We start from the raw sequence: 25,345 nt of genomic DNA, 5'->3' as shown, positions 1-25,345 counted from the left end.
GAAAAAGTGACGCATGCAATCGCCCTCTCATTGCACGATCATCTTCATCTTTTGGTAGATTCGGGAGCGATATATCCGTTGCATCGCTCACCCCTGATCGAGGACATCATGGCGTTTTCCGGATTGGGCCTGCATCTCGGCAATCTGTCGCGCCTGTCGAACGCGCAGACGCGTTCGATCAGCCCCGAGAATTTCACCGGCGAAAAGGGCAAGGGCGGCATGTCCGTCGACGGGCCCGCAGCGGCTCAGGCCCACGATCTCGGACAAGGCTGGAAGATCTCGCCCTATGTCGTGATCGAACCCGGCGCAACATTCACGCTCGCCGACATCGAAGGCCAGGGCGCCATCCAGCAGATCTGGATGACGCTGGCGCGCGGGCGTCTGCGCCACTCGATTTTGCGGATCTACTGGGATGGCCAGGAGCAGCCGAGCGTCGAATGCCCGGCCGGCGACTTCTTCGCCTGCGGATGGGAGGAATTTGCGCAGGTGTCGTCGCTCGCGGTCTGCGTCAATCCGGGCCGCGCCTTCAACTGCTACTGGGAAATGCCCTTCCGCAAGCGCGCGCGCTTCACGATGGAGAACAGGAGTGAAGAAGCGCTGACGGTCTACTACCAGATCAACTACGTGCTGACCGAGGTGCCCGAGGACTGCGCCTATTTCCATGCGCAATTCCGGCGCACCAATCCGCTGCCCTACAAGGAGGTCTACACCATCCTCGACGGCGTCAGCGGGCGCGGCCAATATGTCGGCACCTACATGGCCTGGGGCGTCAACAACAACGGCTGGTGGGGCGAAGGCGAGATCAAGTTCTTCATCGACGGCGACGGCGAATTCCCCACCATCTGCGGTACCGGCACCGAGGATTATTTCTGCGGCGCCTACAATTTCGATCCCTTTGTGGCGCATTCCGGCCGCGGCGCCGTGCAGCAATCGCGCTATCAGGAATTCACCACGCCCTATGCCGGCCTGCCGCAGGTGATCCGTCCCGACGGCGTCTACAAATCGCAGCAGCGCTTCGGCATGTATCGTTGGCACATCCCAGATCCCATTCGCTTCCAGAGCGACCTTCGCGTCACGATCCAGGCGCTGGGCTGGCGAACGGGCCTCAAGGAGGCAAAATATCTCCCGTTGCAGGACGACATCGCCTCCGTGGCGTTCTGGTACCAGACGCTGCCGACCGCCCCGTTCCCCAAACTGGCCGACCCGGAATATCTCGAGATCGACTAGCCAGACGCCTGATCGCGCGGTTCGAGCTGAAGAAATATTCGAGCGTGTAGGCGAAGTGCCAAACACGTGCCGCACCTTCTTCCTTCTCCCCTTGTGGGAGAAGGTGGCGCGAATCGCCGGATGAGGGGTATCTATCCGCGGAGACAGACCCCTCACCCAAGTGAGTTTGCATCGACCAGGGGAGATGCCCTCTCCCACAAGGGGAGAGGGCGCAATAATGCACGGCACAAGCCGCGCAGCTAATTCAGAACCTCCACTGTCGCCGAGCGGCCGGCGACGAGAGACATTCCGTCGGGCACCGGATCGAGCGCGATGCGCACGGGCACGCGCTGGGCGAGCCGCACCCAGCTGAAAGTCGGGTTGACGTTCGCGAGCAGGCTTGCGCCCTCGGCGCGGTCGCGGTCCTCGATGCCGGCGGCGATGCTCTCGACATGGCCTGTGAGCGTGACCTTCTCGCCCATCAGGCGGACCTGCACCTTGTCGCCGGTGCGGATGCGCGCGAGCTTCGTCTCTTCGAAATAGCCCTCCACATGCAGTGTGTCGCTGTCGACCAGCGCCATCACGCCCTTGCCGGCGGTGACGTAAGCGCCGGGCCGCAGATCCATGTTGGTGATCACGCCGTTCACGGAGGCCCGGACCTCGCTGCGATCGAGATTGAGCTGGGCGACGGCACGGTCGGCGACGGCTTGATCAAACGCCGCCTTGGCCTGGAGCTGGGTCGCGAGCACCTGCTCCTGCTTCTGTTGCGAGACCGCGTCGGTCGTCAGCGCGCTGTAGCGCTTCAGATCGGCATTGGCCTGGTCGAGCGTAGCCTGATGTCCGGCGACTGACGCGTTAGCCTGTCGCAGCGCCAGCGCGAACCGTTCGCGGTCGATCTTGAACAGCACATCGCCGCGATGGACCTTCTGATTGTCCTTGACCAGCACGTCTGTGACGAAACCGGAGACGTCGGGCGCGACCTGCACCACGTCGGCACGTACACGGCCGTCACGCGTCCAGGGCGACTCCAAGTAGTAGACCCACAACTCGCGGCCGACGGCGAGCGCCGCGACGACGACGATGACGGTCACTGCAAGGCGGCCGAGCCAGGCAAGATTCCCCTTCATGAGAGATACTCCGAGAGATAGACGACGCCGCCGAGAAGGCAGACGAAAATGGCGAAATCGAACAGTGCGCGGTGCCAGACCAGCCGGTAGAGATCAAAGCGCTGCATCAGCCGGCGAAGAAGCGCGCTCAGCACATAGGCGACGATGATCCAGAGCAAGAGCGCCGGCACCAGCACGCCATAGATGTCGATCACATATCTCATGCCGCCACACTCTCGCCTGCGCGCGGCCGATAGGCCGGCGCGTCCGGGAACAAGCCGCGGCGGATGCCGACAAGGCCGATCAGGGCGTCCTCGCGCGCGTTGTCATTGGGATCCTTCACCGCCTGGGCCAGCGCCCGGTCGACGCTGGTCAACAGTTCGCGCGGCATTCCTCCGCCCGCATAGTTGCGGCAGGCGATGGCGAGCTGGTCGAGCATGTCGTCGATGACGGAAATGGTCGATGCCGCGAGCCCATAGCGCGCGCGGCGCAGGTCGATGATATTGATCCCGATTCGGAGCTGCACGAGGCTGTCGGCGTCGCGCCGGTCGCTCTCCGAGAGGAAGGCGATGCGCTGCACGAGAAGACCGAGCCTATGCAGCATGACGCCTGCGAATTCCGCACGGTCGCGCTTGCCGCGCCGTTCGGCGGCAACCGCGATCGTCTTCCAGCTCGACAGCACCAAACGGTTGGCGATCCACTCCGCGCCCACCCCGCGCGCGATCCGAGTCACGAGCTCGGCGACGACGACGCCGATGAAAAAAGCGACGGCGGAATTGGCGTAGGAGGCAAACTCCGCGCTGTAGGTCGATTGCAGTGCCAGCAGCGTCGCGGTGTTGGCCGCGAGCGCCATGCCGGTGCCCGCCGTCGCCGGCCGCGCGATCAGGAAGCCATAGAGCAGGAACGTCGGCGCCAGCGCGACAACCAGAACCTCGATATGGGAGATCGCAGGCACCACCGCGAACAGATAGATCGCGACGACCACGATGGCGACCAACGACCACAGGCCGAAGCTGCGGATGAAGCGCGCCGGCTCGTCCTGGGCGGCGAAGAACGAGCAGGCGATCGCAGTGATCATCGGCGCCGTCGCGCCGTCCGGCCAGCCGGTCCCGATCCAGAACGCGCAGCAGATCAGGATCGCCACGGCCGCGCCGGCCGCCGACCACAATGCAAGGCCGCGGTCGCGGTGACGCGCGGGGGCGGCACCGGCCTCGGAATGGAAGGCAAGATCAAGGCTCGAAACACTGCGATTTTCGGCAATCGCCTCGGACAGCGCGCGGCAATCGAACGAGAGGTCCACGAGATCACGCAGCCGCAACAATAGGCTGGTGGTGATGATCCGCTCCCATGACGCGCCGTCATCGAGCACCGCCTGGCGCTCCGCGATCATGGCGCGAATCCGCTCGGCCGGTTGCCGTGCGCTGACGTCACTGACGATCCATTGCGCCAGATCCTCCAGCAATCGCTTCAGCTCCGGCTGCTGGCGCAGGGCCTCCTCCCCTAACGCAGCCAGCCGATCCTCCAGTGAGGCGATCACGGGCAGCAGCATCAGCATGCGCAGCCGGATCTCGCCGAGGCCGGCCACCGCATTGCGATCAGTCAACCGGTCATAGGCGAGATGGGCGGAGAGCGTGTCGATTTCGACGATATCGGTCGCGAGCTTGAGGCGCTTGCCGCGGCGGATTTCATTGGTGCCCTCACGCAGCAACACGACCTGACTGAGGCGGCGCGCATCCAGGAGCCAGCTGTCGACACGGCCGGCGACCGCCGGCGCGACGCTGCGGGGAAACACGATCGTCGAGACCAGGCTGGCGCAGATGATGCCGAGCGAGATCTCCTCGAGCCTTGCCACCGCAGTGTCGAAGATCGCACCGGGGTCGGACACCGAGGGAAAGCCGATCAGCGCGACGGTGTAGCCGGCGAGCATGAAGACGTAACTGCGCGGCGTGCCGTCGAGCAGCGACAGATAAAGGCACAGCCCGACCCAGAGCGCGATGGCGAGGCACAACAATTCGGGTGCATTGATCAGGTTCGGCACCAGCGCCACCGTCATGGTCGCGCCAACCAGCGTGCCCATCACGCGGAAGAAGGCCTTTGAGCTGGTCGCGCCGGCGAGCGGCTGCGAGGTGATGTAGACGGTCGCCATCGCCCAATACGGCCGCGGCAGGTCCATCGCGAGCGCAATAACCAGCGCCAGCATCGACGCGGCAAACGTCTTCAAAGCGAAAATGAGATCCGCATGGCGGACCAGGAACGGTTCTTCCGCGCGCATGACTATTTCGTCTCTGGAAACGCCTTTGCCTCAAGCAGGCTGGCCCGCCGCTCGATGCGCTGGAGCGTCTCGAAGGTTATCGCAAGTTCATCCGCACCGATATCCTTCAGCAGGCTCGCACGAACACGCCGCAAAATGCGGTTGGTCTCCTCGACCTTGACCTCGCCCGCCTTCGTCAAGTGGAGCGTTTTGGCACGCCGGTCGGTCGGGTCCTCGCGGCGCTCCACCAGGCCCTCGGCCTGGAGCAGGTCGATCAGCCGCACCAGCGAGGGCCCTTCGATGCCGAGCTCGTCGGCAAGCACGCCCTGGCGGACGTTCTCGCCCTGCCGCGACAGCACCAGCAACGGGATTGCGGTGGCATAGGACAGGCCATGATCGGACAGCGCCTGATCCGACTCGCGCCGCCAGATGCGGGCAAGGCGCGTGATCAGCCGGCCGATTTCGCCGTGGATATGAGCCTGCGAAGGTGCCATGCAAATTAGATAGGACACGAACTATTGGTCTGCAACTATATAATCCCGTGTGTTGGAGGCGATCACGCAAAAGCGACGAGGACACCACGATATGGGCCGGGGTTCCACGGCGGAGGCTCGACGGGCGAACGCGGGCGAGAGCGCACTGTCGCTCGTCCCGACCTTCGTCGTGGTGGCGGTGGATGCCACGGGGATGGGCATCATCCTGCCGCTGCTGCCGTTCTATTCGCAGCGGCTCGGCGCTACGCCGTTCCTGATCGGCGCGCTGATCTCGGTCTATGCCGTCTGCCAGCTCATCGCCGGTCCCGTGGTCGGCATTCTCTCCGACCGTTACGGACGGCGGAAAGTGCTGGTTGTCAGCCAGTTCGGGACACTCATCGGATTTGTCCTGCTCGCGCTGGCCGGCAATCTGACGCTGGTGTTTCTGGCACGCATCATCGATGGCCTGACATCAGGCAACATCTCGGTCGCGCATGCCTATGCCGCCGAGCACAGCGCGCCGGCGACGCGCAAGCAGGCGCTCGGCATGACCAGCGGCGCCATTGGAACCGGGCTGTTGCTGGGACCTGCGTTGTCGAGCTTCCTCGTTCATTACGGCCAGACCGCACCGGTGTGGGCCGCGGCCGCGCTCTCGCTTATCAGCATTCTCGCAACGATCGCCCTGCTTCCGCCCGACCATCCGGCGTCCGAGCCGCTCTACCAGCATCGTGTACCCGAGCCGACGCTGGTGCGCAGCCTGTTCGGCATGCGCTACGCCTGGCGCCTGCTCGGCCTGCTGATTGTGTTCTTCTTCGTCAACTCGATGTTCCTGTCGCAGATCGGCCTGTTCCTCTCGGCACAGTTCTCCTGGGACGGCCATCCCTTCGGCGCGCGCGAGCTCGGCTGGATGTTCGCCTATGCCGGCTTCATCAACATAGTGGTTCAGGGAGTTCTGATCACCCGGGCGAACCTCATCGCCTCCGACCGCAGCATCGTCATGGCGGCCTTCGCCTGCATGGGCCTCGGATTTGCCGGCCTCGCCGCCGGCTGCAACATCAGCCTGCTCGCACTCTATCTGACGCTAATCATCGTCGGCACCATGTTTGCCCGCAGCACACTGACGGCGGAATTGTCGCGCTCCACCGCGATCAACCGCCAGGGCATGATCATGGGGCTCAATCAGTCGCTGATGTCGGGTGCCAATATCAGCGCCCCGCTTTTGAGCGGTGCGCTGATCGGTCATCGCCTGTTCGCCACCTGGGCCCTCGTCATGGCCGCGATTGCGGTCATCGGCGCAGCGCTGGCCGGCCAGTTGCTGGACACGCCACGCGCCCGCTAGCGCCCTCACCTCACTTCACCAGATACACGTCCGGATCGGCGCTCGAGCTCGGGGTCTTGAAGGCGTTGCGCAACGCCGTCGACATCGGGACGTTGTAGTTGATGCCGTTCGGCGGCGTCGGGGATTCCAGCCATTTCCTGTAGAGCACCTCGATCTCCGGGCTCGCATAGAGCTCGGCCGTGGCGCGATCGGCCAGCGCCTTGAACGGCGCATCCTCTCGCCGCAGCATGATCCCGAAGGGCTCGGCCTTCGAAAACGTCTCTTCGCTGATCATGAACAGAGCCGGCTCCTTAGAGCGCGCAATCGCGACCGCGAGCTGAACGTCGTCAAGCGCGTAGGCCTGCGCGCGGTCGGTCTCGAGTAGCAGGAACGCCTCGGCCTGATCCACGGCCGGCGTGATTTTGATGCCGAGATTGCGCTCGGTATTGACCTTGGCGAGCTGATTCAGGTTGACCGAGCCTGCCACCGCGGTCACGGCCTTGCCCTTGAGATCGTCGATGGTGTTGATCTTGGCGGCCTTCTTGGCGGCAAATCGCGTCGCGCTGAGGAAATGCGTGTTGGTGAAAGCGACCTGCTTCTGGCGGTCGGCGTTGTTGGTGGTCGCCGAGCAGTGCAGGTCGAGCGTGCCGTTGACCATTAGCGGGATGCGGTTCGACGAGGTCACGGCGACATAGTCGACGGCAATGTCGCGCATGCCGAGCTGCTTCTTCACGGCGTCGACGATCTTGAGGCAGATGTCCATGGCAAAGCCGACCGGCTTCTGGTTGCCATCGAGATAGCTGAAGGGCACGGAGGCTTCCTGATAGCCCAGCGTGATCTTCTTGGTCTCCTTGACCTTCTGAAGCGTGCCCGACAGATCTTCGGCGGAAGCTGCGCCGGCGAGACAAGTGACGACCAAGAGAACGGCGGGTAGACGCATCGGGGGCTCCTGAAAGCGGGTTGCGCCTCCATGCCGGGCGCAATCGAACGGTTGATAGCCCAGCCGCGCGGCAGCCACCAGAGCAGCCTGCGCTTATCAGTTATCGCAGCTTTCGATATGCGCGGGGAGGTCCGGGAGGACGCATATATTTTCGTCATGTCTCCCGCTACATTGCTGCCCACTGCTATAAGTTCTCCAGCAAGATTCCCCGCCATGACCGCCCAGACCGCCTTCGACCTGATCTTCCGCAACGCCCTGTTGCGATCATCCCCTACGCCCGTCGATATCGGCGTGACGAGCGGACGTATTGCCGCAATCGAACCCGGGCTGGCCTGCGAGGCCGTCGAGGTCGATCTCGGCGGGCGGCTGGCCCTGCCCGGCTTCGTCGACACCCACATCCATCTCGACAAGGCCTGCCTGCTCGAGCGTTGTGGGCACATCCACGGCACGCTGGGCGATGCCATCCGCGCCGTCTCGGCCATGAAACGGGATTTTGGCGTCGACGATGTCTATGCGCGCGGCGCAAAAGTGATTGAGCGCGCCATCGTCCACGGCACGACGCGGATGCGCACTCATGTCGAGATCGACCCGCGCATCGGCTTGCGCAGCTTCGAGGCGGTCAAGGCGCTCAAGCGCGATTACGCCTGGGCGATAGACCTGTCGCTTTGCGTCTTCCCGCAGGAGGGCCTGACCAACGATCCCGGAGCCGAGGAGCTGCTGGTCGAGGCCTTGCGCGACGGCGCCGAGGCGATCGGCGGCTGCCCCTATACGGACACCGACCCAAACGCGCATCTCGCGCGCATCTTCGACCTCGCCCAGCAATTCGACCTCGACGTCGATCTCCATCTCGACTTCGATCTCGATCCCTCCTGGTCGCATCTCGACGAGGTCTGCCGGCAGACCGCACAGCGCAACTATGGTGGTCGCGTCGCGATCGGGCATGCCACAAAACTCTCGGCCTTGCCGCCGGAACGGCTGAAGGCGGCCATCGCGCAATTGGCGAAGGCCGGCGTCGCCGTCACCGTGCTGCCCGCGACCGATCTCTATCTGATGGGACGCGAGGCCACCCACAACGCGCCGCGCGGACTGACGCTCGCGCACAAGCTCGCCGGTGATGGCATCGTCTGCTCGATCGCGACCAACAACGTGCTCAATCCCTTCACCCCATTCGGCGATGCCTCGCTGCTGCGGATGGCGAATTTTTACGCCAATGTCGCCCACGCTGCCGTCGGCGATTTCGACACCTGCCTCGATCTCGTCACCGAACTGCCGGCGCGGCTGATGAACCTCAGGGATTACGGGATCGCGGTTGGAAAACCTGCCGATCTCGTCGTGCTCGACACGCAGGACAGCCGCTTCGCCATTGCCGAGCTGCCGGATGTCCTGATGGGCTTCAAGAACGGGCGGCAAACCTTTGAGCGGAAGCGAGCGACGCTGCTCAAGCCGAGAAACTGAACCGCTCGCGCAACTCCAAATCGACCAACGGAGCAACCGGATGGCCTTCGACAAGATCTTCCTCAACGCGCGCTTCGACGACGGGGCGCGACATCACATCGGGGTAAAGGACGGCCGCATCGCCGCGATCATGCCGGCTGACGCGCCCACCCGCGATGACGAGACGGTCGACGTCGGCAACGCCCTCGTCGTTCCCGGCTTCGTCGAAGGCCACATCCATCTCGACACCAGCTTCTATGGCGACGCCTGGCGTCCGCACAGGCCGTGCACTGATGGATTCAACGTGCACGAACGCGTGGCCTTTCAGGCCCAGAACATGGCCGCGTCAGCGCCGATGGACGTGCGGGCGCGCAGCCAGCTCGATCTCTGCATCGGCCACGGCAGCACGCAAATGCGCAGCCACGTCATGGTCGATGGCTCGGTCGGCCTGAAGTCGCTGGAGACCATTTTGCGCGTGCGCGAGGAATATCGCGGCCTGATCGATATCCAGCTCGTTGCCTTTCCCCAGAGCGGCATTTTGGCGAGCCAGGGCACGTCGCAACTGCTCGACGAAGCCATCGGGCTCGGCGCGAACCTCGTCGGCGGGCTCGATCCCGCGAGCTTTGACCGCGACGTCGAGAAGCATCTCGATGTCGTGTTTGACGTCGCCAACAAGCACGGCATCGACGTCGACATTCACCTGCACGACATGGGCACGCTGGGCGCGTTCGAGATCGAGCAGATCGCAGCGCGCACGCGTGCGCTCGGCATGGAGGGCCATGTCGCCATCAGCCACGCTTACGGACTCGGCGACATCTCCACAGATCAGCTCATGACAGTCGCCGACACCCTCGCCCGTTCCGGCGTCGCGATCATGACGAACGCACCGGGCGCGCGGCCCTTCCCGCCGATCCTGGCATTGCGCAATGCCGGCGTGACTGTGTTCAGCGGCAACGACAACATCCGCGATTCCTGGTGGCCCTATGGCGACGGCGACATGCTGCGCCGGGCGACGACGCTCGGTTATCGTTCGGGCTTCAACACCGATGAGGAATTACGGGTCGCATTCGACGTCGTCACCGAGGCCGGCGCCAAGGCACTGCGGCTCGAAGGCTACGGCCTGCGTGTCGGCGGCAAGGCGGATTTCGTGACGCTGAATGCAGCCCATGTCCCCGAGGCCGTCGTCGCGGTACCGCAGGGGCGCTCCGTGTACAAGGAGGGAAAACTTGTTGCGGTAAACGGCAAGGTTGTCGGCAAGCGCGCCTAACCGTCCAATCGTACCGCTGATCCCGCCTCAAAATCCGAGTCCGGTAGAATCCCGGTCCGTAGCAAAACGCGTTGCGAGGAGGGTCAGGTAATCTTACTAAGACCTTGCACTGATCATCTGCGTTCACGGAGAGTTTTAGATATGTTCAGCGCATTCAGCAGCATTGATTACCAGTCCATGCAGGCGAAGACCCCTGCGGAAACCGCCGTCAAGCGGCTGACCGGCATCGGTGAAGTTCTCTCAGGCCTCGATATCTCGGCGATCCGCACGCAGGACGACATGGCTCGCGCGCTGTGGACGCTTGATACCGCAGACAAGTGCGTTCGCATGATCCTGACCGAGTTCAGGACCGAGCGCACCAAGGACATCGTCCGCGAGGCCAAGAGCCTGATCGATTTGATCGAGGCCGCCCGCGACGAAGTCTCCGGCTATCGCGACGACGGCAGAATTTTGAGCTGAGCGCGCGCGTTCGGAGTCAGCGCTTGATCTTCGCGAGGATGCGATCCGCCTCGGTGCGCCAATCGGCGCTGCGGGCGAACTCTTTCGTTCCCTTGGGTCCGAACAGGCCTTCATCGGCGAGATCGGCCACCCAGGCCTGACGCTCGGCCGTGCCCTGCGCCGACCACGCCGTCAGCCCCGCCTCGCGCACGGTTTCGGCGACCTCGCGCACCTCCTCGGCACGGCGGCGGCCGTGCTCGATCACGCGCTGGAAGAAATAGGCGCCCTGCTTCTCCCAATTGATGGCGGGAAAGGTTTCCGTGAGCGACGCCAGCACTGCATCCTCGACACCATAGGCGCGCGCAGTGGTGAAGCTTTCGATGACCATGGCTTCGAGGCCTTTGATCATGATGCTGCGGCACATCTTCACGGCCGAGGACACACCGAGCTTGTCGCTCGCGACCTTCGCCGCGAAGCCGATCGCGTTCAAAAGCGGCTCGAGCTCCTTCGCGCCGGGACCACCCAGCAGCAGCGGCACCTTGATGCGATAAGGCGGCACCGAGGTCATCACTGCGCCCTCGACATAGCGCCCCGCGGCCCCGTCAATCAGCGCCGCCGCGCGCTGCTTGGCGCCTGGCGATGCCGAGTTGAAGTCGAGAAACCAGGTGCCCTGGTTGATCGCCGCCGCGCAGGCCTTTGCGACCGGGACGGCCTGGCTCGCAGTGACGGCCGAGATGATGAAATCGGATTTCGCGGTCAGTTCAGCGTGAGACGCCGCGAGCTTCACGCCGAACTTCGCCGCATGCTCCGTCAGCGGCACGCCCTGCTCGCTGCCGAGCTTGATGTCATAGGCGGCAACCTTGATGTCCTGCTGGCGCAGATCCTCAGCAAGAATCCTGCCGACCTCGCCGTAGCCAACCAGCCCGATCTGCCATCGCCTCGGATCCGACATCAGTTCAACCCTCGTGTCGTCGCATCAAAAAGCTCCTCGACTGCATAGCGGCGCGGAATCAACGCCTGCTGGAATGCGTAGTCGACGATCAGCTCCAACGGCTTTCGGTTTGCCTCGATCCCGAACGGGACGAAATCGGGTGTCGCCGCAGGTCCGACCTGTTCTTTGTTCCGCTTGAGCAGATCATAGACGCCCACGACCATTTCGGGGCGCGATTTCGCGAGGCTCTCGGTGACGACCACGAGATGATTGACCGGTACGACGCCGTGGCGCGCGTACCATTTGGCGGCCTCCGCAGCCGGATCGGGGAATAGCGGCTTCAGCCTGGGATCGTTCGACGTCTCGCCGAGGACCGCGTCGACCTCGCCGTCGATGAGCATCTGCAAGACCTTCTTGTCCCTCGGCGCGCGCTCGGTGGTGTCGACATATTCGGCGACATGCGGATCCTCGAACGTCACCCAGCGGATCTTGTCGAGATTGACGCCGTAATCGTTGGCGAGGATGCCCCTGATCCAGGCGCCGGTCGTCGTCGTGAACGAGCGGATGCCGACGCGCTTGCCTTCGAGATCGGACGGCCCGAGCGTTCCCTTTTCAGGATTGTACAGCGCATAGGAATGCTGGAAGCGGCCCATCATGGTCGCCGGCAACAGCACCAGCGGCTTGCGGTGCGCCTTCGCCATCAGATAGGTGACGATCGCCATCTCGCAGATGTCAAACGCCTGCTCGCGCACCATCGGCTTGAACGCCGCGTTGGTCGGCGTGTACTCGATGAAGTCGAGATCGAACAGGTCGGAGCCGAGCTCGCCGCTCTTGACCGCCTGGACATGGGGATGACTGCCAAGCACGGCCTTCAGCTTGAGCCGATCCATCGGTGCGCTCCGCTTCTTGTCGCCTTAGACGTCCTCGGGATTGTCGACGTAGACAAGCCCCGCCTTCGCCAGCGCCTCGCGCATGCTGTACATGTCGAGACCGAGCTCGCCTGAGGCAAGGCGTTGGCGCTTGCCGCCTTCGTCGGCGTTGCGCTTCTTCGCCTTCTCGGCAACTTCGGCGGCATACCGCTTCGGCACCACCACGACGCCGTCGTCATCGGCGACGATAATATCGCCGGGGTCGACGTTGACGCCGGCGCAGACCACGGGGACGTTGACCGAGCCGAGCGTGGCCTTGACCGTGCCCTTGGCCGAAACCGCGCGCGACCACACTGGAAAATTCATCCCGTGCAGCGCTTTGATGTCGCGGCAGCCGGCATCGATGATCAGCCCCTGCACGCCACGTGCCTGCAGCGAGGTCGCGAGCAGCTCGCCGAACATGCCGTCCGTATTGTCGGTAGTGCAGCCGACGACGAGGATATCGCCCTTCTTGCACTGCTCGACCGCAACATGGATCATCCAGTTATCGCCGGGCTGCGCCAGTACAGTGACGGCGGGACCCGCGATCGACGCGCCCGCCCAGACGGGCCGCAAGTAAGGCTTCATCAGGCCGATGCGACCATAAGCCTCATGCACGGTCGAGACGCCGTATTCCGCCATGCCGGCGGGATCGGCTCGCTTGATGTTGCGAACGACGACCGGCTTCATGCCAGCACCTCCGCAACGGTTGGGAACAGGCGCTGATAGGCCTCGCCGTAGGTCATGGAAATCCCGGTGTTGCGGCTGCCCTGGATGCCGCGGTTGAGCGCGACGCGCTCGTAATAACCCCAGAGATGCTTTTGCGCGGCGAGAATCTGGAACGCTTCGTACTTCTCCTTCCAGACCTCGTCGATCCTAAGGAGCACGTCCGGCTTGTAGTTGCACTGCTCGGGCTGGTGCGGTTCGAACAGGAACACCGGCGGCGCCGAATATTGGTACTTCGCCCCCGGCTTGTGGCCCATGGCTTGCGCCACCACGCGGGTCTCCTGCGCGAAATGCGCTGCGTTCGGGTGGTCGAAATTGTAGGGGTCTTCCAGCGCGTGCGTCAGCACGAAGCTCGGATTGAGTTCACGGTAGATATCGACCATGCGGTCGAAATGCGTTTCCGTCAGCTTGAGCGGATAATCGCCGCAATCGAAGAACTCGATCTCGGCGCCCAGCAGCTTTGCCGCCCGCTCCGCCTCATCCTTGCGGCCGGCCTTGACCGATTCCAGCGTCGCGCCCTTTTCCTTCCAGGCGAACTGGCTCTCGCCGCGCTCACCAAAGGACATGCAGACGATCTTCATGCGATAGCCCTTCTTCGCATGCAGCGCGATGGCGCCGCCGGCGCGCCAGACGAAATCGCCCGGATGGGCGGTGATCACGAGACCTGTTTTCATGGGACTACTCCCCTCTTTCGTTCGTCGACATCATAGGCCGCCTGCGTCATGCCGGCAGCCAGTTCATCCAGCGGCGGCGGTCTCCGGTTCCTCGCCGTCGAGCACGCGCTTCAAGCGCTCGTGATCGAGCGCGCCTTCCCATTTGGCAATCGCGATGGTCGCCACCGCGTTCCCGATCAGATTGGTCGGCGTCAGTCCCTGCGACATCAGGCGATGGATGCCGAGCACGAGCGCAACGCTCGTCACCGGAATGGAGCCGGTGGCCGACAGCGTCGCCGCCAGCACGACAAAGGCGGCGCCCGCGATGCCCGCAGCGCCCTTGGAGGTCACGAGCAGGATCAGCAGCAGCTCTACCTGCTCGGCGAGCCCGAACGGCGTGTTGGTCGCCTGTGCCAGGAACACCGAGGCGGCGGCGAGATAAAGACACGTGCCATCGAGATTGAAGGAATAGCCGGTGGGGATCACGAGCCCAACCACGCTCTTCTCGCAACCGGCCTTCTCCAGCTTGATCAGCATCCGCGGCAGCACTGTCTCCGACGAGGTCGTGGCGATGCAGATCAGCAGCTCTTCCCAGATGTAGCGGATCAGCTTCAGCAGCGAGAAGCCACAGAGCCGCGCGATGGGGCCGAGCGCGACGATAATGAAGATGACGCAGGTCAGATAGAACCCGCCCAGCAGCTTGCCGAGCGAGGCCAACGAGCCGACGCCGAACTTGCCGACCGTGAATGCAATGGCGCCGAATGCGCCGATCGGCGCGGCCCACATCACAAAGCCGACGACGGCGAACACCATCTTGGCGGCGATGTCGATCAAATTGACCAACGGCGCGGCGCGCTCGCCAAGCTGCACCAGCGCAAAGCCGCACAGCACCGAAATAAACAGGACTTGGAGGATATTGCCTTCGGCGAAGGCGCCGATGAACGTCGCGGGCACGATGTTCATCAGGAACGGCACAAAGCCGATCACGGCGGTCTGCTTGAGATACGGCTCGACCGCGCTGGCATTGATGCTGGCGGGATCGATGTTCATGCCGGCGCCGGGCTTGAGCACGTTCACCGCGACGAGACCGATGATCAGCGCGATCGTGGTCATGACCTCGAAATAGATGATGCTCTTGACCGCAACGCGCCCGACCCGCGCCATGTCGGCCATATGCGCGATGCCGTGCACGACAGTGCAGAAGATGATCGGCGCAATCAGCATCCGGATCGCCTTGATGAAGGCGTCGCCAAGCGGTTGCATCTTGGCGCCCGCCTCGGGATTGACGATCCCGAGCGCGATGCCGGCCGCCATGGCGATGAGCACCTGGATCCAGAGCTCCTTCCACCAGGCGCGCCCGCGCGGCTTGTCGATCGTCATCGCGGTCATTCGTCGAATCCAAACAGGCGCGCGGGATTGTCGACCAGGATTTTTTGCTGGAACTCCGGCTCCGGCGCGAACAGCGGGATCAAATCGACGAGGTCGCCGTCATTCGGCATCGCCTTGACGTTGGGATGCGGCCAGTCGGTGCCCCAGATGACTCGATCCGGCGCGGTCTCGACGATCTTGCGCGCGAACGGCACGGCGTCGGTGAACGGCGGGCCGGCCGACGACACCCGCTCCGAGCCGCAGATCTTGACCCAGCATTTTTCGTCGCGCTGCATCAGCTCGATCAGGATCTTGAACGGAAGCTGGTTGAGCCCCTCGGAGGCCTTCACCCGTCCCATATGGTCGATGGTGTAGCTCAGCGGCAGCCGCGCCAGCATGTCGGCATATTCCGGCAAATCGATCGCATCGAAATGCAAATCGATATGCCAACCGAGCGGCGCGACCATCGCGATGACGCGGTTGAATACACTCTTGTCGGGCACACCGCCGAGATGGCGGACGAAATTGAAACGGCAGCCGCGGAAGCCGCCCTCGTGCAGCACCCGAAGCCCACGCTCCGTGATGGTGTCGTCGATATTGGCGACAGCGCGGTAGGCGCCGTTGCTCTGCGCGATCGCATCGAGCGCAACCGTGTTGTCGATGCCGTGCACGCTGGCATTGACGATGACCGCACGCTCCACGCCGAGCTTGGCGTGCAGGACCTTGAAATCCTCAAGCGGGGCATCCGGCGGCGTGTAGGATCGGTCAGGCGCGTAAGGGTATTTCGCGCCGGGCCCGAAGATGTGGCAATGCGCATCGCAAGACAGCTTTGGCAGCTTGAATTTTGGCGCGCGCGTATTTGGATCAGGCGGCGGAATGGTCGGCGTGTACATGATATTCATCAGCTGAACTTGAACAGGCGCGCGGGATTGTCGACCAGCAGCTTCTGCTGGATCGCCTTGTCGGGCGCGTAGAACGGGATCAAATCGACCAGATCGCCGTCGTTCGGCATGATCTTGACGTTGGGATGCGGCCAGTCGGTGCCCCAGATGACGCGGTCGGGCGCGTTGTCGATCAGCGCCTTCGCAAACGGCACCGCGTCGTGGAATGGCTTTCCGGCGGCAGAGGCCCGCTCGAGGCCGGTGATCTTGACCCAGCACTTCTCGTCTTTCTTCTGAAGGTCGAGCAAGGCCGTGAAGCCGGGATCGTCGAGGCCTTTCGCGGCCTGGACCGTCCCCATGTGATCGATCACGTAAGGCGTCGGCAGCGCGGTGAGGATGGGCGCGAATTCGGCGATCGTGCCGGGCTCGAAATAGACGTCGATATGCCAGCCGAGCTCGGCAACGCGGTGCACGATGCGCTGGAACTTGGTCATGTCGCCGACGCCGCCGAGGCGCTTGAGGAAAGCGAAGCGGCAGCCGCAGATGCCGCCCTTGTCGAGCGCGGCGAGCTCCTTTTCGGTCATCTCGTCGCTGACATTGGCGATGCCCTTGTAAGCGCCCTCGCTCTGGGCGATGGCATCGGTGACGACGCGATTGTCGGTGCCATGCACGGTCGCATTGACGATCACGCAACGCTCGACGCCGATCTTCTCATGCACGCTACGGAACGTCTCCAGCGGAGCGTCCGCCGTGTTGTAGGGACGCGTCTCCGAGAAGGGATAGCGCGACGCCGGCCCGAAAATGTGAGTGTGGCTGTCGCAGGATTTCGGCGGCGGTTTGAACGACGGTGTCTTGGGATTTGGATCCGGCGGCGCGATCGTCGGCATGGCCTTCGGCTCAGCCCCTTGCGCACGCGCTTCGCTCGCGAGCGCGGAACCTGCCAGTCCGGTCAAGAGATGCAAGCACTCTCGCCTGTTCATTTCCTCAACACCTCGTCACATGTCCGCTTGCGAGCGGAAGCGCGAGGCCGCGCCTCCCCCCGGGCGATTTCTTTCAAGTCTTGCTGCTTGCAACAGTTCGTCGCCGTGCCGGCGCGGCCTGATCCAAAGCCGGCGCCTGGAACGCAGCGACTGTGGCCTGCACCAATTGCTCGATGGCGTTGGCGGGATCGCCGCCGTCGGCCTCGCCGCGCGACAGGCGCGAGACGCGGTCCGGTGTCACCAGCGAGTAATAGAGTGCGCCGAGCAGGAAGTGGCTGCGCCAGACGATGTCGGTACGCGGAATGTGCGGCAGGCTGTCGTGGATCGCGTCGATGAAAGCGTGGCTGGTGTCGTCAAACGTCTGCGCGATGATCTTTCGCGCGACCTCATTGCCCTCGGCCGACATCACGGCGCGCAGCCGCGTGAAACGTGCCCCACCACCGGCGAGATCGCTACCCGAGGTGAAGGCCGGCAGCACATAGGCCCGCACGATTGCCTCCAGCCGGTCCTGGAGATCGCGCACACGCTTGGCGGCCGCGAGCAGCTCCGAGCGGCGAAGATTCATCGGCCCGCAATGGCGCCGGTAAATCTCCAGCAGCAGGCCGTCCTTGGTCTTGAAATGATAGGTGACGCTACCGGGATTGGCCCCGGCGGCCTGCGCGATGTCGCGCACCGAGACGGCGTTGAAGCCGTTGGTGGCAAACAGCTCCTCGGCCGCGGCGAGGATCGCCTCGCGCATGTTCGGCTTGCGGGCCGTTTCCTTGTTGGTGGGCTTGCGTACCATGTGATTTGTACTATCGTACAAAAGATCAGGTCCCGTCAACAAAAACGATGGGCGGCGTCCGGAACGGCCCTGATGACAGCGGGTTGGGACGCGAACGCCCCTAGGGAGTGCTGGATAATGCCGGGTTTGAACACGAAGATCGGCGCTTTGATGCTGGGCGCCGGTCTGCTGCTCGCGAGCAGCGCTGCGCAGGCCGCTGACAATTATCCGAGCAAGCCGGTCCACATCCTCGTGCCCTATGCGGCCGGCGGCGCGGTCGACGTGCTGGCGCGCACGCTCGGTCAGGCACTGGCGAAGACCTGGGGCCAGCAACCCGTGATCGACAACCGCCCCGGCGCCGGCGGCATCGTCGCCTCGCAGGCGCTGACGCAGGCAACACCCGACGGTTACACGCTGATCCTGGTCGCGAGCGGGCATCCGCTCAACCAGTTCATCTATCCAAGCGTGCCCTACGACACTTTCAAGGACTTTACTGCGATCAGCGAGGTGGCGTCGTCACCTCTTGCGATCGTGGTGGCCAAGGACAGCCCCTACAAGACGCTCGGCGATCTCCTCACTGCTGCGAAGAAGGAGCCGGACAAGCTCTCCTACGGCATGTCCGGCAACGGCACCTCGGCGCATCTCGCCGGCGAGCTCTTGAAATACATGTCCGGCACCAAGATCGTCGCGATCCCCTACAAGGGCGGCGCGCCGGCGCTGACAGCCGTGATCGCGGGCGAGATTCCGCTCAGCATCAATCCGCTCGCAGAGGCCATCGGCCAGCTCGAAGGCGGCCCGGTGCGTGCGCTCGCGGTGACCTCGGCCGAGCGCTCCAAGACGCTGCCTGATGTCCCGACAGTCGCCGAGTCCGGCGTCCCCGGCTACGACGTCTCGGTCTGGTGGGGCGTGCTTGGACCTGCAAAGATGCCGCCGGAGATCGTCGCAAAACTCGAGGCCGATCTGAAGGCGGCGCTGCAGGATCCGAACGTGCTGTCGACGCTCGGCAAGATCGGTGCAGCCCCGGTCGGCTCCTCCGCCAAGGACTTTGACGCCTACATGCACGCCGAAGCGACCAAATGGGAGCCGGTGCTGAAGGCTGCCGACATCCGCGCGCAGTGAGGTCTTTCACGTGAGGACCACATTTGAGCGTGTTGCGCATAAGCACATGGCCATCGCAGTCCCCAGGGGACGCGAAGCCGCGCGTCCCCTGCTCAACAGCTTCGTCACGGAGCAGCAGTCGTCCGGCGCGCTGGACACGATCAAGCAGCAGGCGGTCTTGCGCGGCGCAACCAAGGCTCGATAAAGGAGGCGCCGAACCGGTCAATTGCGAGCGCTTGCCCGCATCTTCTCCGGTGCTGCGGAGCGTAGCAGGAACTCGGTGTCGTCGCCCCCGCCTTGCGGGATCAGGATCGCGCGTTCGCGCGGTAGCGCTTCCGGCATCTCGTCGCGGATGAAGGCGATCAGCTTCTCGCGCATCTCGCAGCGCAGGTCCCAGGATTGCGGCGCGTTCCGCGCGCTGACCAGCGCGCGCAGCTCGATGGTACGCGAATCCGCGTCGATCACCTGGAGATTGACGACCGCGCCGTCCCAGAGCTTGGACTCCTTCACCGCTCCTTCCAGCCAGCGCCGGATGCGCGGCACGTCGGCGCGATAGTCGACATGAAGCGCAATGACGCCGATCAGGGACGCCGTGTCGCGGGTCCAGTTCTGGAACGGCTTTTCGATGAAGTAGGACAGCGGCACCACCATGCGCCGCCAGTCCCACAGCCGGATCACGACATAGGTCGCGGCGATGTCCTCGACCCAACCCCATTCATTCTCGATGATGACGGCATCCTCGATGCGGATCGGCTGGGCAATCGCGATCTGCAAACCCGCGATCAGATTACTCAGCAGCGGCCGTGCGGCAAGACCGACGATGATACCGGCAGCACCGGCAGAGGCGAAAAGGCTGACGCCGTATTGCCTGACCGAATCGAACGTCATCAGCGCGGTCGAGACCGTGATGATGACGATGATGATGTCGGTCACGCGCTTGAACACGCGCACCTGGGTGACGTGCTTGCGCGCAACGAAATTCTCGGTGACGTCGCGAAAATTCTGCAAATAGCGCGCCGCGCTCATGTCGACGATCCGGATCGAGATCCAGCCGATCAGTGCGATGAAGGCGACAACGAACAGGCTCCTCAACGGCGTGCGAAAAACGTCGTCGAGCGGCGCGAGCGGCAGGACCAGCGCGACGGCGGCAAGACACAGCGCGAGCTGGGCCGGTCCGGAGGTGCGCTCGATGAACACGCTCATCAGCGGGAGCCGGGTTCCGAACGTACGATTGAGCAGCCAAACCGCGAGCCGATAGAACGACAGCGCAAGCAGAATTGCCCCGGCGACGAGGGCGAGACCGATAAACCATGACGGTATCCATCCGAACATCTTGTCGATGTCGGCCATGAGGGCCTGCCTGTTCATTCACGTCCCCCGGAATTGCATCCGCGTCTCAACGCGTTCCCGGCGGGTTCGCTCCCGCGCGCAGTGCAATGCAGCATCCCTCTGGTGCAACTGTCGCCGAACTGCGCTATTTCTGGGCCATCATGACTCGACGAACCGGCAGCGCCGATCTTCCTCTTCACACCGGACGGGTTCCGCCGTGGCTGGCGAGCCGCATGGCCTCGCTGGGCGCGATCGTCACGCAGGCTGTCGTGCATCATTACGGTCGCGATGCGTTCATGCAGCGTCTGTCGCATCCCTTCTGGTTCCAGTCATTCGGCGCCGTAATGGGGATGGACTGGCACTCCTCCGGTATCACGACCTCCGTGATCGGCGCGCTGAAGCGCGGGCTCGGCCCGCTTCAGGACGAGCTCGGCATCTATGTCTGCGGCGGCCGCGGCCAGCATTCTCGCAAGACGCCGGACGAGCTGTTGCAACTCGGCGATCGCGTCGGCTTCGATGGCGCAAAACTCACGCGCGCCAGCCGGCTGGTGGCCAAGGTTGACAGCGCCGCCGTTCAGGACGGCTTCGATCTCTATCTCCACGGCTTCTTCGTTACAGCCGACGGCAAGTGGACGGTCGTGCAGCAGGGCATGAACGGCGACAAGCGCCAGGCCCGGCGTTATCACTGGCACTCGGAAGCGCTGAAGAGTTTCGTCGAGGCTCCGCACATCGCGATCGACGGCCCGCAGCAGGGCGAGATCGTCAATCTCACCGACCATCGCGCCGACGTCTCGCGCAATGCGCAGCTCGAGCTCCTGAGCGATCTCGGCCCCGATCGCATCCTCAGCGAGTTCGAGCGGCTCACCGGGACTCCGCCCGAGCCCGCGCAAGCGATGCTGCCGCATCTGATCATGCCCGCGCATCACGATGTCCGGCCGAAGGACGTGTTCGCGCGCCGCCTGCATGGCACGCTGCTAGCTGCCGCCGAGCGCGGCCCGATCGACTTCCCCGACCTGTTGCTGACGCCGGGCGTCGGCGCGCGCACCGTGCGCTCGCTGGCGATGGTCGCCGAAGTCGTGCACGGCGCGCCCTACCGCTTCAACGATCCCGCGCGCTTCTCGCTCGCCCATGGCGGCAAGGACCGGCATCCCTACCCCGTTCCGATCAAGGTTTATGACGAGACCATCCGCGTGCTGAAGGGAGCGATCCAGAGCGCAAAGCTCGGACGCGAGGAGAAGATGCAGGCGATCAAGCGCCTCGACGACCAGGCCCGGCGGCTGGAACGAACGGCTCAAGGGCCGTCGGTCGAGTCGTTCATTGCAGGTGAACGTGCCGCATCTCCGGAGCTGGACGGCCGCTCGGTGTTCGGCTGGGAGCGCGATCTCGTCGCATCGCGGAAATCGACGGGCTGATCCGCATCGGCCACAACGGGCAGCTTTGCGATCGCGCGGATGCCCGGCCGTTTGCGCCAATGGATCTGCGATGGATCGACAGCGAGACCAAGCCGCGGCCAGCGCGTGAACAAGGCCTCCAGCGCGCAAGCCGCCTCGATCCGCGCCAGTTGATGGCCGAGGCAGAAATGAATTCCCGTGCCGAAAGAGATGTGGCGGTTGGGTTTGCGTTCGAGATCGAGCCGCTCCGGCTGGTCGTGCACCGCCGGGTCCATGTTCGCCGCCGCGAGCATGACCATGACGCGATCACCTTTGCTCAAGCGGACGCCTTCCAGCTCAACGTCCCGCCGCACATAGCGCGGTTTGGAAAATTGCACCGGCGAGACGAAACGCAAAAACTCTTCGACGGCGAGCCCGGCGCGGGTCCAGTCCTCTTCCAGCCAGTCACGCAATCCTGGATTCCTGAGCAGCTCGAAAACCGAGCCGCTGATCAGATGCGTGGTGGTCTCCGAGCCCGCCGCGAGCAGCAGGAACACCATCGAGACCATTTCGTCCGGCGTGATCTGACCGCCTTCCCGCTCGACCTGGACCAGCTCGGCGATCAGGCCCTCGCCGCCTTGCGCGCGTGCCATCTGCAATTGCTGTTCGAGATAGCCGCGCATCTTGCGGAACGCGAGCAGCAGACGAAAGAAGCTAACGACATTCGTCAGCGAGGACATCGCATTGGCCCAGGCGATGAAGCGCGGGCGATCCGTCATGGGCAGGCCGAGCAGCTCCGAGATCACCGAGAGCGGCAGGATGCGCGCGTAGCTCTGGACCAGATCGGCCGGGCTGCCCTTCGCGAATAGCTCATCGGCCAGACCGTCCGCGATGGCGCGAATGCGTGGCTCCATCGCAACGATGGCGCGGCGGCGAAAGGCCTCGTCGACGATGCTGCGCAGCCTGGTGTGATCCGGCTCGTCCATCGTCAGCATGTTGTTGGCGATGGTCCTGACCAGCCCTGGCATCCACCAGCGCAGGCCGGCAACGTCGCCGTCTTCCTTGCGCAGCGTGAAGATCGTGCTGTCCTTCAGCACCTGCACGGTGGCGTCGTGCGTGGTGGTGATCCAGACGTCGCCGACAAGCGGAAAGCGCGTCGCGACGACAGGGCCGGACGCCCGCAGGGCGGCGATGGCCTTGGGCGGATCGCGAAAGAAGGCCTCGCTGGTGAAATCGAGGCGCGGTGCCATGGGATCACCGAACTGGTTGGTGGCGCCTCAACGAGATGGTGTGCGAGGCCGCACGCGCAAGGCCCGGAACCGGCCCTTCTTGGGCAACGGGACTAGCCGCGCCCCGGCGAGCGTGGGCCGGCCTTGCGCTGCTGCTGAGTATAGGCGTCCCAGTGGCTCCAGCTGCCATTGCTGAGGCTTTGCAAATCAGTGCCGAGCGGACGGCGCGTGCGCTTGTCGTGGTCGGCGATGACGCGCTCGGACTGCGCGATCTTGCGCTTGAGGTCCGCGACCGTCTTCTGGCTCTCGCCGTTCCGCTTCGACGACGCGATTTCGCCCATCGTGAAGCGCGCGGTTTCGAGCGCCTTCAACTCGGCGCGGTTCTTCTTCAACTGAACCCGGTGCCAGGCGATGTTGCTGTCGCTATCCGCAACCATGTGGGAACTCCGCTGATTCGCCCCCACAGTGTATCAAGCGCCGAATCGACGCCGCAACGCCCGCCCGAGGGCGAAAATGCGGTCTTATTGCGCGAAAACCCGGGATCAGCGCTCGGCAAAGGCCTTTTCGACCACGAACTGGGCGGGCTCACCGTGGTTGCCTTCGACAAAACCGCGCTCGCCCAGCAGCACGCGGGTATCAGCGACCAGCGCGGGGCTGCCGCAGATCATGATGCGGTCATGGGCCGCTTCCAGCGTCGGCAGGCCGATATCGGCGAACAGTTTTCCGGAGGTGATGAGGTCGGTGATGCGGCCGCGGTTGCGGGAGGGATCGCGGGTCACGGTCGGGTAGTAGATCAGCTGGTTCTGGATGTACTCGCCGAGCATCTCGTCCTTCGGCAGGTGCTCGGTGATCATCTCGCCATAGGCGAGTTCCTTGACGTGGCGGCAACCATGCAGCAGCACGACCTTCTCGAACCGCTCATAGGTCTCGGGGTCCTTGATCACGCTCAGGAACGGCGCGAGGCCGGTGCCGGTGCCGATGAGGTAGAGGTTGCGGCCTTCTTCCAGGTTATCAATCACCAGCGTGCCGGTGGCCTTGCGGCTGACGATGATCTCGTCGCCTTGCTTCAGATGCTGGAGCCGCGAGGTCAGCGGACCGTCCGGCACCTTGATCGAGAAGAATTCGAGGGTGTCCTCGTAATTGGCGCTGGCGACGCTGTAGGCCCGCAGCAGCGGCTTCTCGCCGACCTTGAGTCCGATCATGGTGAACTCGCCGTTGCGGAAACGGAAGGTCGGGCTGCGCGTGGTCTTGAAGGAGAACAGCGTGTCGGTCCAGTGGTGGACGCTCAAGACGCTTTCCTGATTGAAATTGCTCATCTCACCTTCCCTGTCGCTTCCAATGCGGTTCCGAGGCGGGCAGCTATGCGTCGTTTGTACACGATCATTCGTATACTAATGAATAATCCGGCTTGATCCCGCGGTCAAGGCTGCCCAAGATCGCAAGCGTTGCAGTTAGGAATGAGGAGCCCCTTCCATGGCGCATGACGCACCCCAGGCCACCGGACCCTCGAAACTCGTGATCCGAAATATCGGCCTGATCCTGTCCGGCGCGATGGAAAAGCCGATCCTGGACGGCGACACCATCGTCGCCGAGAACGGCAAGATCACCGCGATCGGCCGTTTCAAGGACCTCAACACGGACGACGCGACCACGATCGTCGAGGCCAACGGCACCACGGTGGCGCCGGGCCTGATCGACAGCCACGTCCATCCTGTCGCGGGCGACTGGACGCCGCGGCAGAACCAGATCAACTGGATCGACAGCTCCCTGCATGGCGGCATCACCACCATGATCTCGGCCGGCGAAGTGCATATGCCCGGCCGCCCCCGCGACGTCGTCGGCCTGAAAGCCATGGCCATCTTCGCCCAGCGCGCATTCTGGAATTTGCGCCCCGGCGGCGTGAAGGTTCACGCTGGCGCGCCCGTGATCGAATGCGAGATGGTCGAGGAAGACTTCAAGGAATTGGCCGCGGCCGGCGTCAAGCTGCTCGGCGAAGTCGGCCTCGGCGGAGTCAAGGACGGCCCGACGGCTCGCAAGATGGTCGGCTGGGCCCGCAAATACGGCATCCAGAGCACGATCCACACCGGCGGCCCCTCGATCCCCGGCTCTGGCCTGATCGACAAGGACGTGGTGCTGGAGGCCGACACCGACGTGGTCGGCCATATCAATGGAGGTCATACCGCGCTCCCCGACGACCAGATCCGCTGTATCTGCGAGGGCTGCAAGCGCGGCCTCGAGCTCGTGCACAACGGCAATGAGCGCTCGGCGCTCTACACGCTGCGCATCGCGCGCGAGATGGGCGATCTCCATCGCGTCATCCTCGGCACCGACGGGCCAGCCGGCTCCGGCGTGCAGCCGCTCGGCATTTTGCGCATGGTCTCGATGCTGTCCTCGCTCGGGGAGCTGCCGGCCGAGATCGCCTTCTGCCTCGCCACCGGCAACACCGCGCGGATGCGGCAGCTCGATTGCGGCCTGATCGAGGTCGGCCGTTCCGCCGATTTCGTGATCATGGACAAGGCGCAGCACTCGCCCGGCAAGACCATTCTGGAGAGCGTCCAGCTCGGCGACCTCCCCGGCATCGGCATGACCATCATCGACGGCATCGTGCGCACCCAGCGCAGCCGCAATACGCCGCCGGCCGGCAGGGTGCCGGAAGTGGTGGCGAGGTAAGCCACG

25 protein-coding genes and 1 pseudogene are annotated in these 25,345 nt (G+C 64.1%); 9 read left to right on the top strand and 17 right to left on the bottom strand.

What is annotated here, in order from left to right:
* Window positions 1–78: 78 nt before the first annotated feature.
* Window positions 79–1,227, top strand: a complete 1,149-nt coding sequence (locus ACP2YP_RS16935; RefSeq protein WP_426425455.1) for a glycoside hydrolase family 172 protein — start codon at window positions 79–81, stop codon at window positions 1,225–1,227.
* Window positions 1,228–1,466: 239 nt separating this feature from the next.
* Here ACP2YP_RS16935 and ACP2YP_RS16930 read toward each other — a convergent pair whose 3' ends face one another.
* Genes ACP2YP_RS16930 through ACP2YP_RS16915 form a run of 4 tightly spaced genes read right to left on the bottom strand, consistent with a single transcriptional unit; the run spans window position 1,467 to window position 5,057 of the window.
* Window positions 1,467–2,333 (bottom strand): efflux RND transporter periplasmic adaptor subunit, encoded by an 867-nt coding sequence (locus ACP2YP_RS16930; protein WP_426425454.1) that lies wholly within the window; start codon window positions 2,331–2,333, stop codon window positions 1,467–1,469.
* A complete protein-coding gene (locus tag ACP2YP_RS16925) occupies window positions 2,330–2,536 on the bottom strand; it encodes a DUF1656 domain-containing protein (RefSeq protein WP_148749382.1) in 207 nt (68 codons plus the stop codon). Before ACP2YP_RS16925 ends, ACP2YP_RS16930 begins: the two co-directional genes overlap by 4 nt.
* On the bottom strand, window positions 2,533–4,584 hold the full coding sequence (locus tag ACP2YP_RS16920) for an FUSC family protein (protein WP_426425453.1): 2,052 nt from the start codon (window positions 4,582–4,584) through the stop codon (window positions 2,533–2,535). The genes ACP2YP_RS16925 and ACP2YP_RS16920 overlap by 4 nt, the downstream gene beginning before the upstream one ends.
* A 2-nt stretch (window positions 4,585–4,586) precedes the next feature.
* On the bottom strand, window positions 4,587–5,057 hold the full coding sequence (locus ACP2YP_RS16915) for a MarR family winged helix-turn-helix transcriptional regulator (RefSeq protein WP_426426180.1): 471 nt from the start codon (window positions 5,055–5,057) through the stop codon (window positions 4,587–4,589).
* A gap of 91 nt (window positions 5,058–5,148) precedes the next feature.
* Between ACP2YP_RS16915 and ACP2YP_RS16910 the strand changes: the two genes are divergently transcribed.
* Window positions 5,149–6,375 (top strand): MFS transporter, encoded by a 1,227-nt coding sequence (locus ACP2YP_RS16910; RefSeq protein ID WP_426425452.1) that lies wholly within the window; start codon window positions 5,149–5,151, stop codon window positions 6,373–6,375.
* A 10-nt stretch (window positions 6,376–6,385) separates the two neighbouring features.
* Here the strand turns inward: ACP2YP_RS16910 and ACP2YP_RS16905 are convergent, their stop codons facing one another.
* Window positions 6,386–7,294 (bottom strand): amino acid ABC transporter substrate-binding protein, encoded by a 909-nt coding sequence (locus tag ACP2YP_RS16905; protein WP_426425450.1) that lies wholly within the window; start codon window positions 7,292–7,294, stop codon window positions 6,386–6,388.
* Window positions 7,295–7,507: 213 nt separating this feature from the next.
* Between ACP2YP_RS16905 and ACP2YP_RS16900 the strand changes: the two genes are divergently transcribed.
* The 3 genes from ACP2YP_RS16900 (at window position 7,508) to ACP2YP_RS16890 (ending at window position 10,454) form a co-directional block, all read left to right on the top strand.
* Window positions 7,508–8,749, top strand: coding sequence for an amidohydrolase family protein (locus ACP2YP_RS16900; RefSeq protein WP_426425449.1), 1,242 nt, complete (start codon window positions 7,508–7,510; stop codon window positions 8,747–8,749).
* A 40-nt stretch (window positions 8,750–8,789) separates the two neighbouring features.
* Window positions 8,790–9,995, top strand: coding sequence for an amidohydrolase family protein (locus tag ACP2YP_RS16895; RefSeq protein ID WP_426425448.1), 1,206 nt, complete (start codon window positions 8,790–8,792; stop codon window positions 9,993–9,995).
* Between the two features lie 141 nt (window positions 9,996–10,136).
* Window positions 10,137–10,454, top strand: a complete 318-nt coding sequence (locus ACP2YP_RS16890; RefSeq protein WP_426425446.1) for a hypothetical protein — start codon at window positions 10,137–10,139, stop codon at window positions 10,452–10,454.
* Window positions 10,455–10,470: 16 nt separating this feature from the next.
* Here ACP2YP_RS16890 and ACP2YP_RS16885 read toward each other — a convergent pair whose 3' ends face one another.
* The 8 genes from ACP2YP_RS16885 to ACP2YP_RS16850 form a co-directional block, all read right to left on the bottom strand.
* Entirely contained in the window at window positions 10,471–11,388 is a 918-nt protein-coding gene (locus ACP2YP_RS16885) for a DUF1932 domain-containing protein (protein ID WP_426426179.1), read from the bottom strand.
* Window positions 11,385–12,254, bottom strand: coding sequence for a hypothetical protein (locus ACP2YP_RS16880; RefSeq protein ID WP_426425445.1), 870 nt, complete (start codon window positions 12,252–12,254; stop codon window positions 11,385–11,387). Before ACP2YP_RS16880 ends, ACP2YP_RS16885 begins: the two co-directional genes overlap by 4 nt.
* 24 nt (window positions 12,255–12,278) lie before the next feature.
* Entirely contained in the window at window positions 12,279–12,962 is a 684-nt protein-coding gene (locus ACP2YP_RS16875; protein WP_426425443.1) for a 4-carboxy-4-hydroxy-2-oxoadipate aldolase/oxaloacetate decarboxylase, read from the bottom strand.
* Window positions 12,959–13,672, bottom strand: coding sequence for a PIG-L deacetylase family protein (locus ACP2YP_RS16870; protein WP_426425442.1), 714 nt, complete (start codon window positions 13,670–13,672; stop codon window positions 12,959–12,961). The genes ACP2YP_RS16875 and ACP2YP_RS16870 overlap by 4 nt, the downstream gene beginning before the upstream one ends.
* Before the next feature lie 63 nt (window positions 13,673–13,735).
* Window positions 13,736–15,040, bottom strand: a complete 1,305-nt coding sequence (gene dctA / locus ACP2YP_RS16865; protein ID WP_426425441.1) for a C4-dicarboxylate transporter DctA — start codon at window positions 15,038–15,040, stop codon at window positions 13,736–13,738.
* A complete protein-coding gene (locus ACP2YP_RS16860) occupies window positions 15,037–15,921 on the bottom strand; it encodes an amidohydrolase family protein (protein ID WP_426425440.1) in 885 nt (294 codons plus the stop codon). Before ACP2YP_RS16860 ends, dctA begins: the two co-directional genes overlap by 4 nt.
* Window positions 15,921–16,880, bottom strand: coding sequence for an amidohydrolase family protein (locus ACP2YP_RS16855; protein ID WP_426425439.1), 960 nt, complete (start codon window positions 16,878–16,880; stop codon window positions 15,921–15,923). The genes ACP2YP_RS16860 and ACP2YP_RS16855 overlap by 1 nt, the downstream gene beginning before the upstream one ends.
* 73 nt (window positions 16,881–16,953) lie before the next feature.
* Complete coding sequence (locus ACP2YP_RS16850) at window positions 16,954–17,664, bottom strand: TetR/AcrR family transcriptional regulator (RefSeq protein WP_426425437.1); 711 nt, start codon at window positions 17,662–17,664, stop codon at window positions 16,954–16,956.
* 117 nt (window positions 17,665–17,781) lie between these two features.
* Here ACP2YP_RS16850 and ACP2YP_RS16845 point away from each other — a divergent pair, with 117 nt between their 5' ends.
* Together ACP2YP_RS16845 and ACP2YP_RS16840 are read left to right on the top strand one after the other, a co-directional pair.
* On the top strand, window positions 17,782–18,762 hold the full coding sequence (locus tag ACP2YP_RS16845) for a tripartite tricarboxylate transporter substrate binding protein (protein ID WP_426425435.1): 981 nt from the start codon (window positions 17,782–17,784) through the stop codon (window positions 18,760–18,762).
* A gap of 46 nt (window positions 18,763–18,808) precedes the next feature.
* Window positions 18,809–18,946: a hypothetical protein gene (locus ACP2YP_RS16840; RefSeq protein ID WP_426425433.1), complete on the top strand. Its 138-nt coding sequence runs from the start codon at window positions 18,809–18,811 to the stop codon at window positions 18,944–18,946.
* A gap of 17 nt (window positions 18,947–18,963) precedes the next feature.
* Here the strand turns inward: ACP2YP_RS16840 and ACP2YP_RS16835 are convergent, their stop codons facing one another.
* Entirely contained in the window at window positions 18,964–20,109 is a 1,146-nt protein-coding gene (locus ACP2YP_RS16835) for a mechanosensitive ion channel family protein (protein WP_426425432.1), read from the bottom strand.
* Window positions 20,110–20,231: 122 nt separating this feature from the next.
* Here ACP2YP_RS16835 and ACP2YP_RS16830 point away from each other — a divergent pair, with 122 nt between their 5' ends.
* Window positions 20,232–21,482, top strand: coding sequence for a DUF763 domain-containing protein (locus tag ACP2YP_RS16830; RefSeq protein ID WP_426426178.1), 1,251 nt, complete (start codon window positions 20,232–20,234; stop codon window positions 21,480–21,482).
* Here the strand turns inward: ACP2YP_RS16830 and ACP2YP_RS16825 are convergent.
* The 3 genes and pseudogenes from ACP2YP_RS16825 to ACP2YP_RS16815 form a co-directional block, all read right to left on the bottom strand.
* Window positions 21,479–22,690 (bottom strand): annotated as a pseudogene (locus ACP2YP_RS16825) (cytochrome P450 family protein); the annotation flags it as partial. The gene ACP2YP_RS16830 and the pseudogene ACP2YP_RS16825 sit on opposite strands and share 4 nt — an antisense overlap.
* A 92-nt stretch (window positions 22,691–22,782) precedes the next feature.
* The gene (locus tag ACP2YP_RS16820; RefSeq protein ID WP_426425431.1) at window positions 22,783–23,106 is read right to left on the bottom strand and encodes a hypothetical protein; all 324 of its coding nucleotides are present in this window, start codon (window positions 23,104–23,106) and stop codon (window positions 22,783–22,785) included.
* Window positions 23,107–23,211: 105 nt separating this feature from the next.
* Window positions 23,212–23,985, bottom strand: coding sequence for a ferredoxin--NADP reductase (locus ACP2YP_RS16815; protein WP_426425430.1), 774 nt, complete (start codon window positions 23,983–23,985; stop codon window positions 23,212–23,214).
* A gap of 157 nt (window positions 23,986–24,142) precedes the next feature.
* Between ACP2YP_RS16815 and ACP2YP_RS16810 the strand changes: the two genes are divergently transcribed.
* The gene (locus tag ACP2YP_RS16810) at window positions 24,143–25,339 is read left to right on the top strand and encodes an amidohydrolase family protein (RefSeq protein ID WP_426425429.1); all 1,197 of its coding nucleotides are present in this window, start codon (window positions 24,143–24,145) and stop codon (window positions 25,337–25,339) included.
* The last annotated feature ends 6 nt before the right edge of the window (window positions 25,340–25,345 follow it).

Source organism: Bradyrhizobium genosp. A (genome assembly GCF_049949275.1).
GTDB lineage: Bacteria > Pseudomonadota > Alphaproteobacteria > Rhizobiales > Xanthobacteraceae > Bradyrhizobium.
Note: the sequence above shows the minus strand (reverse complement) of the source record. Positions and strands in the feature narration are given on the sequence as shown.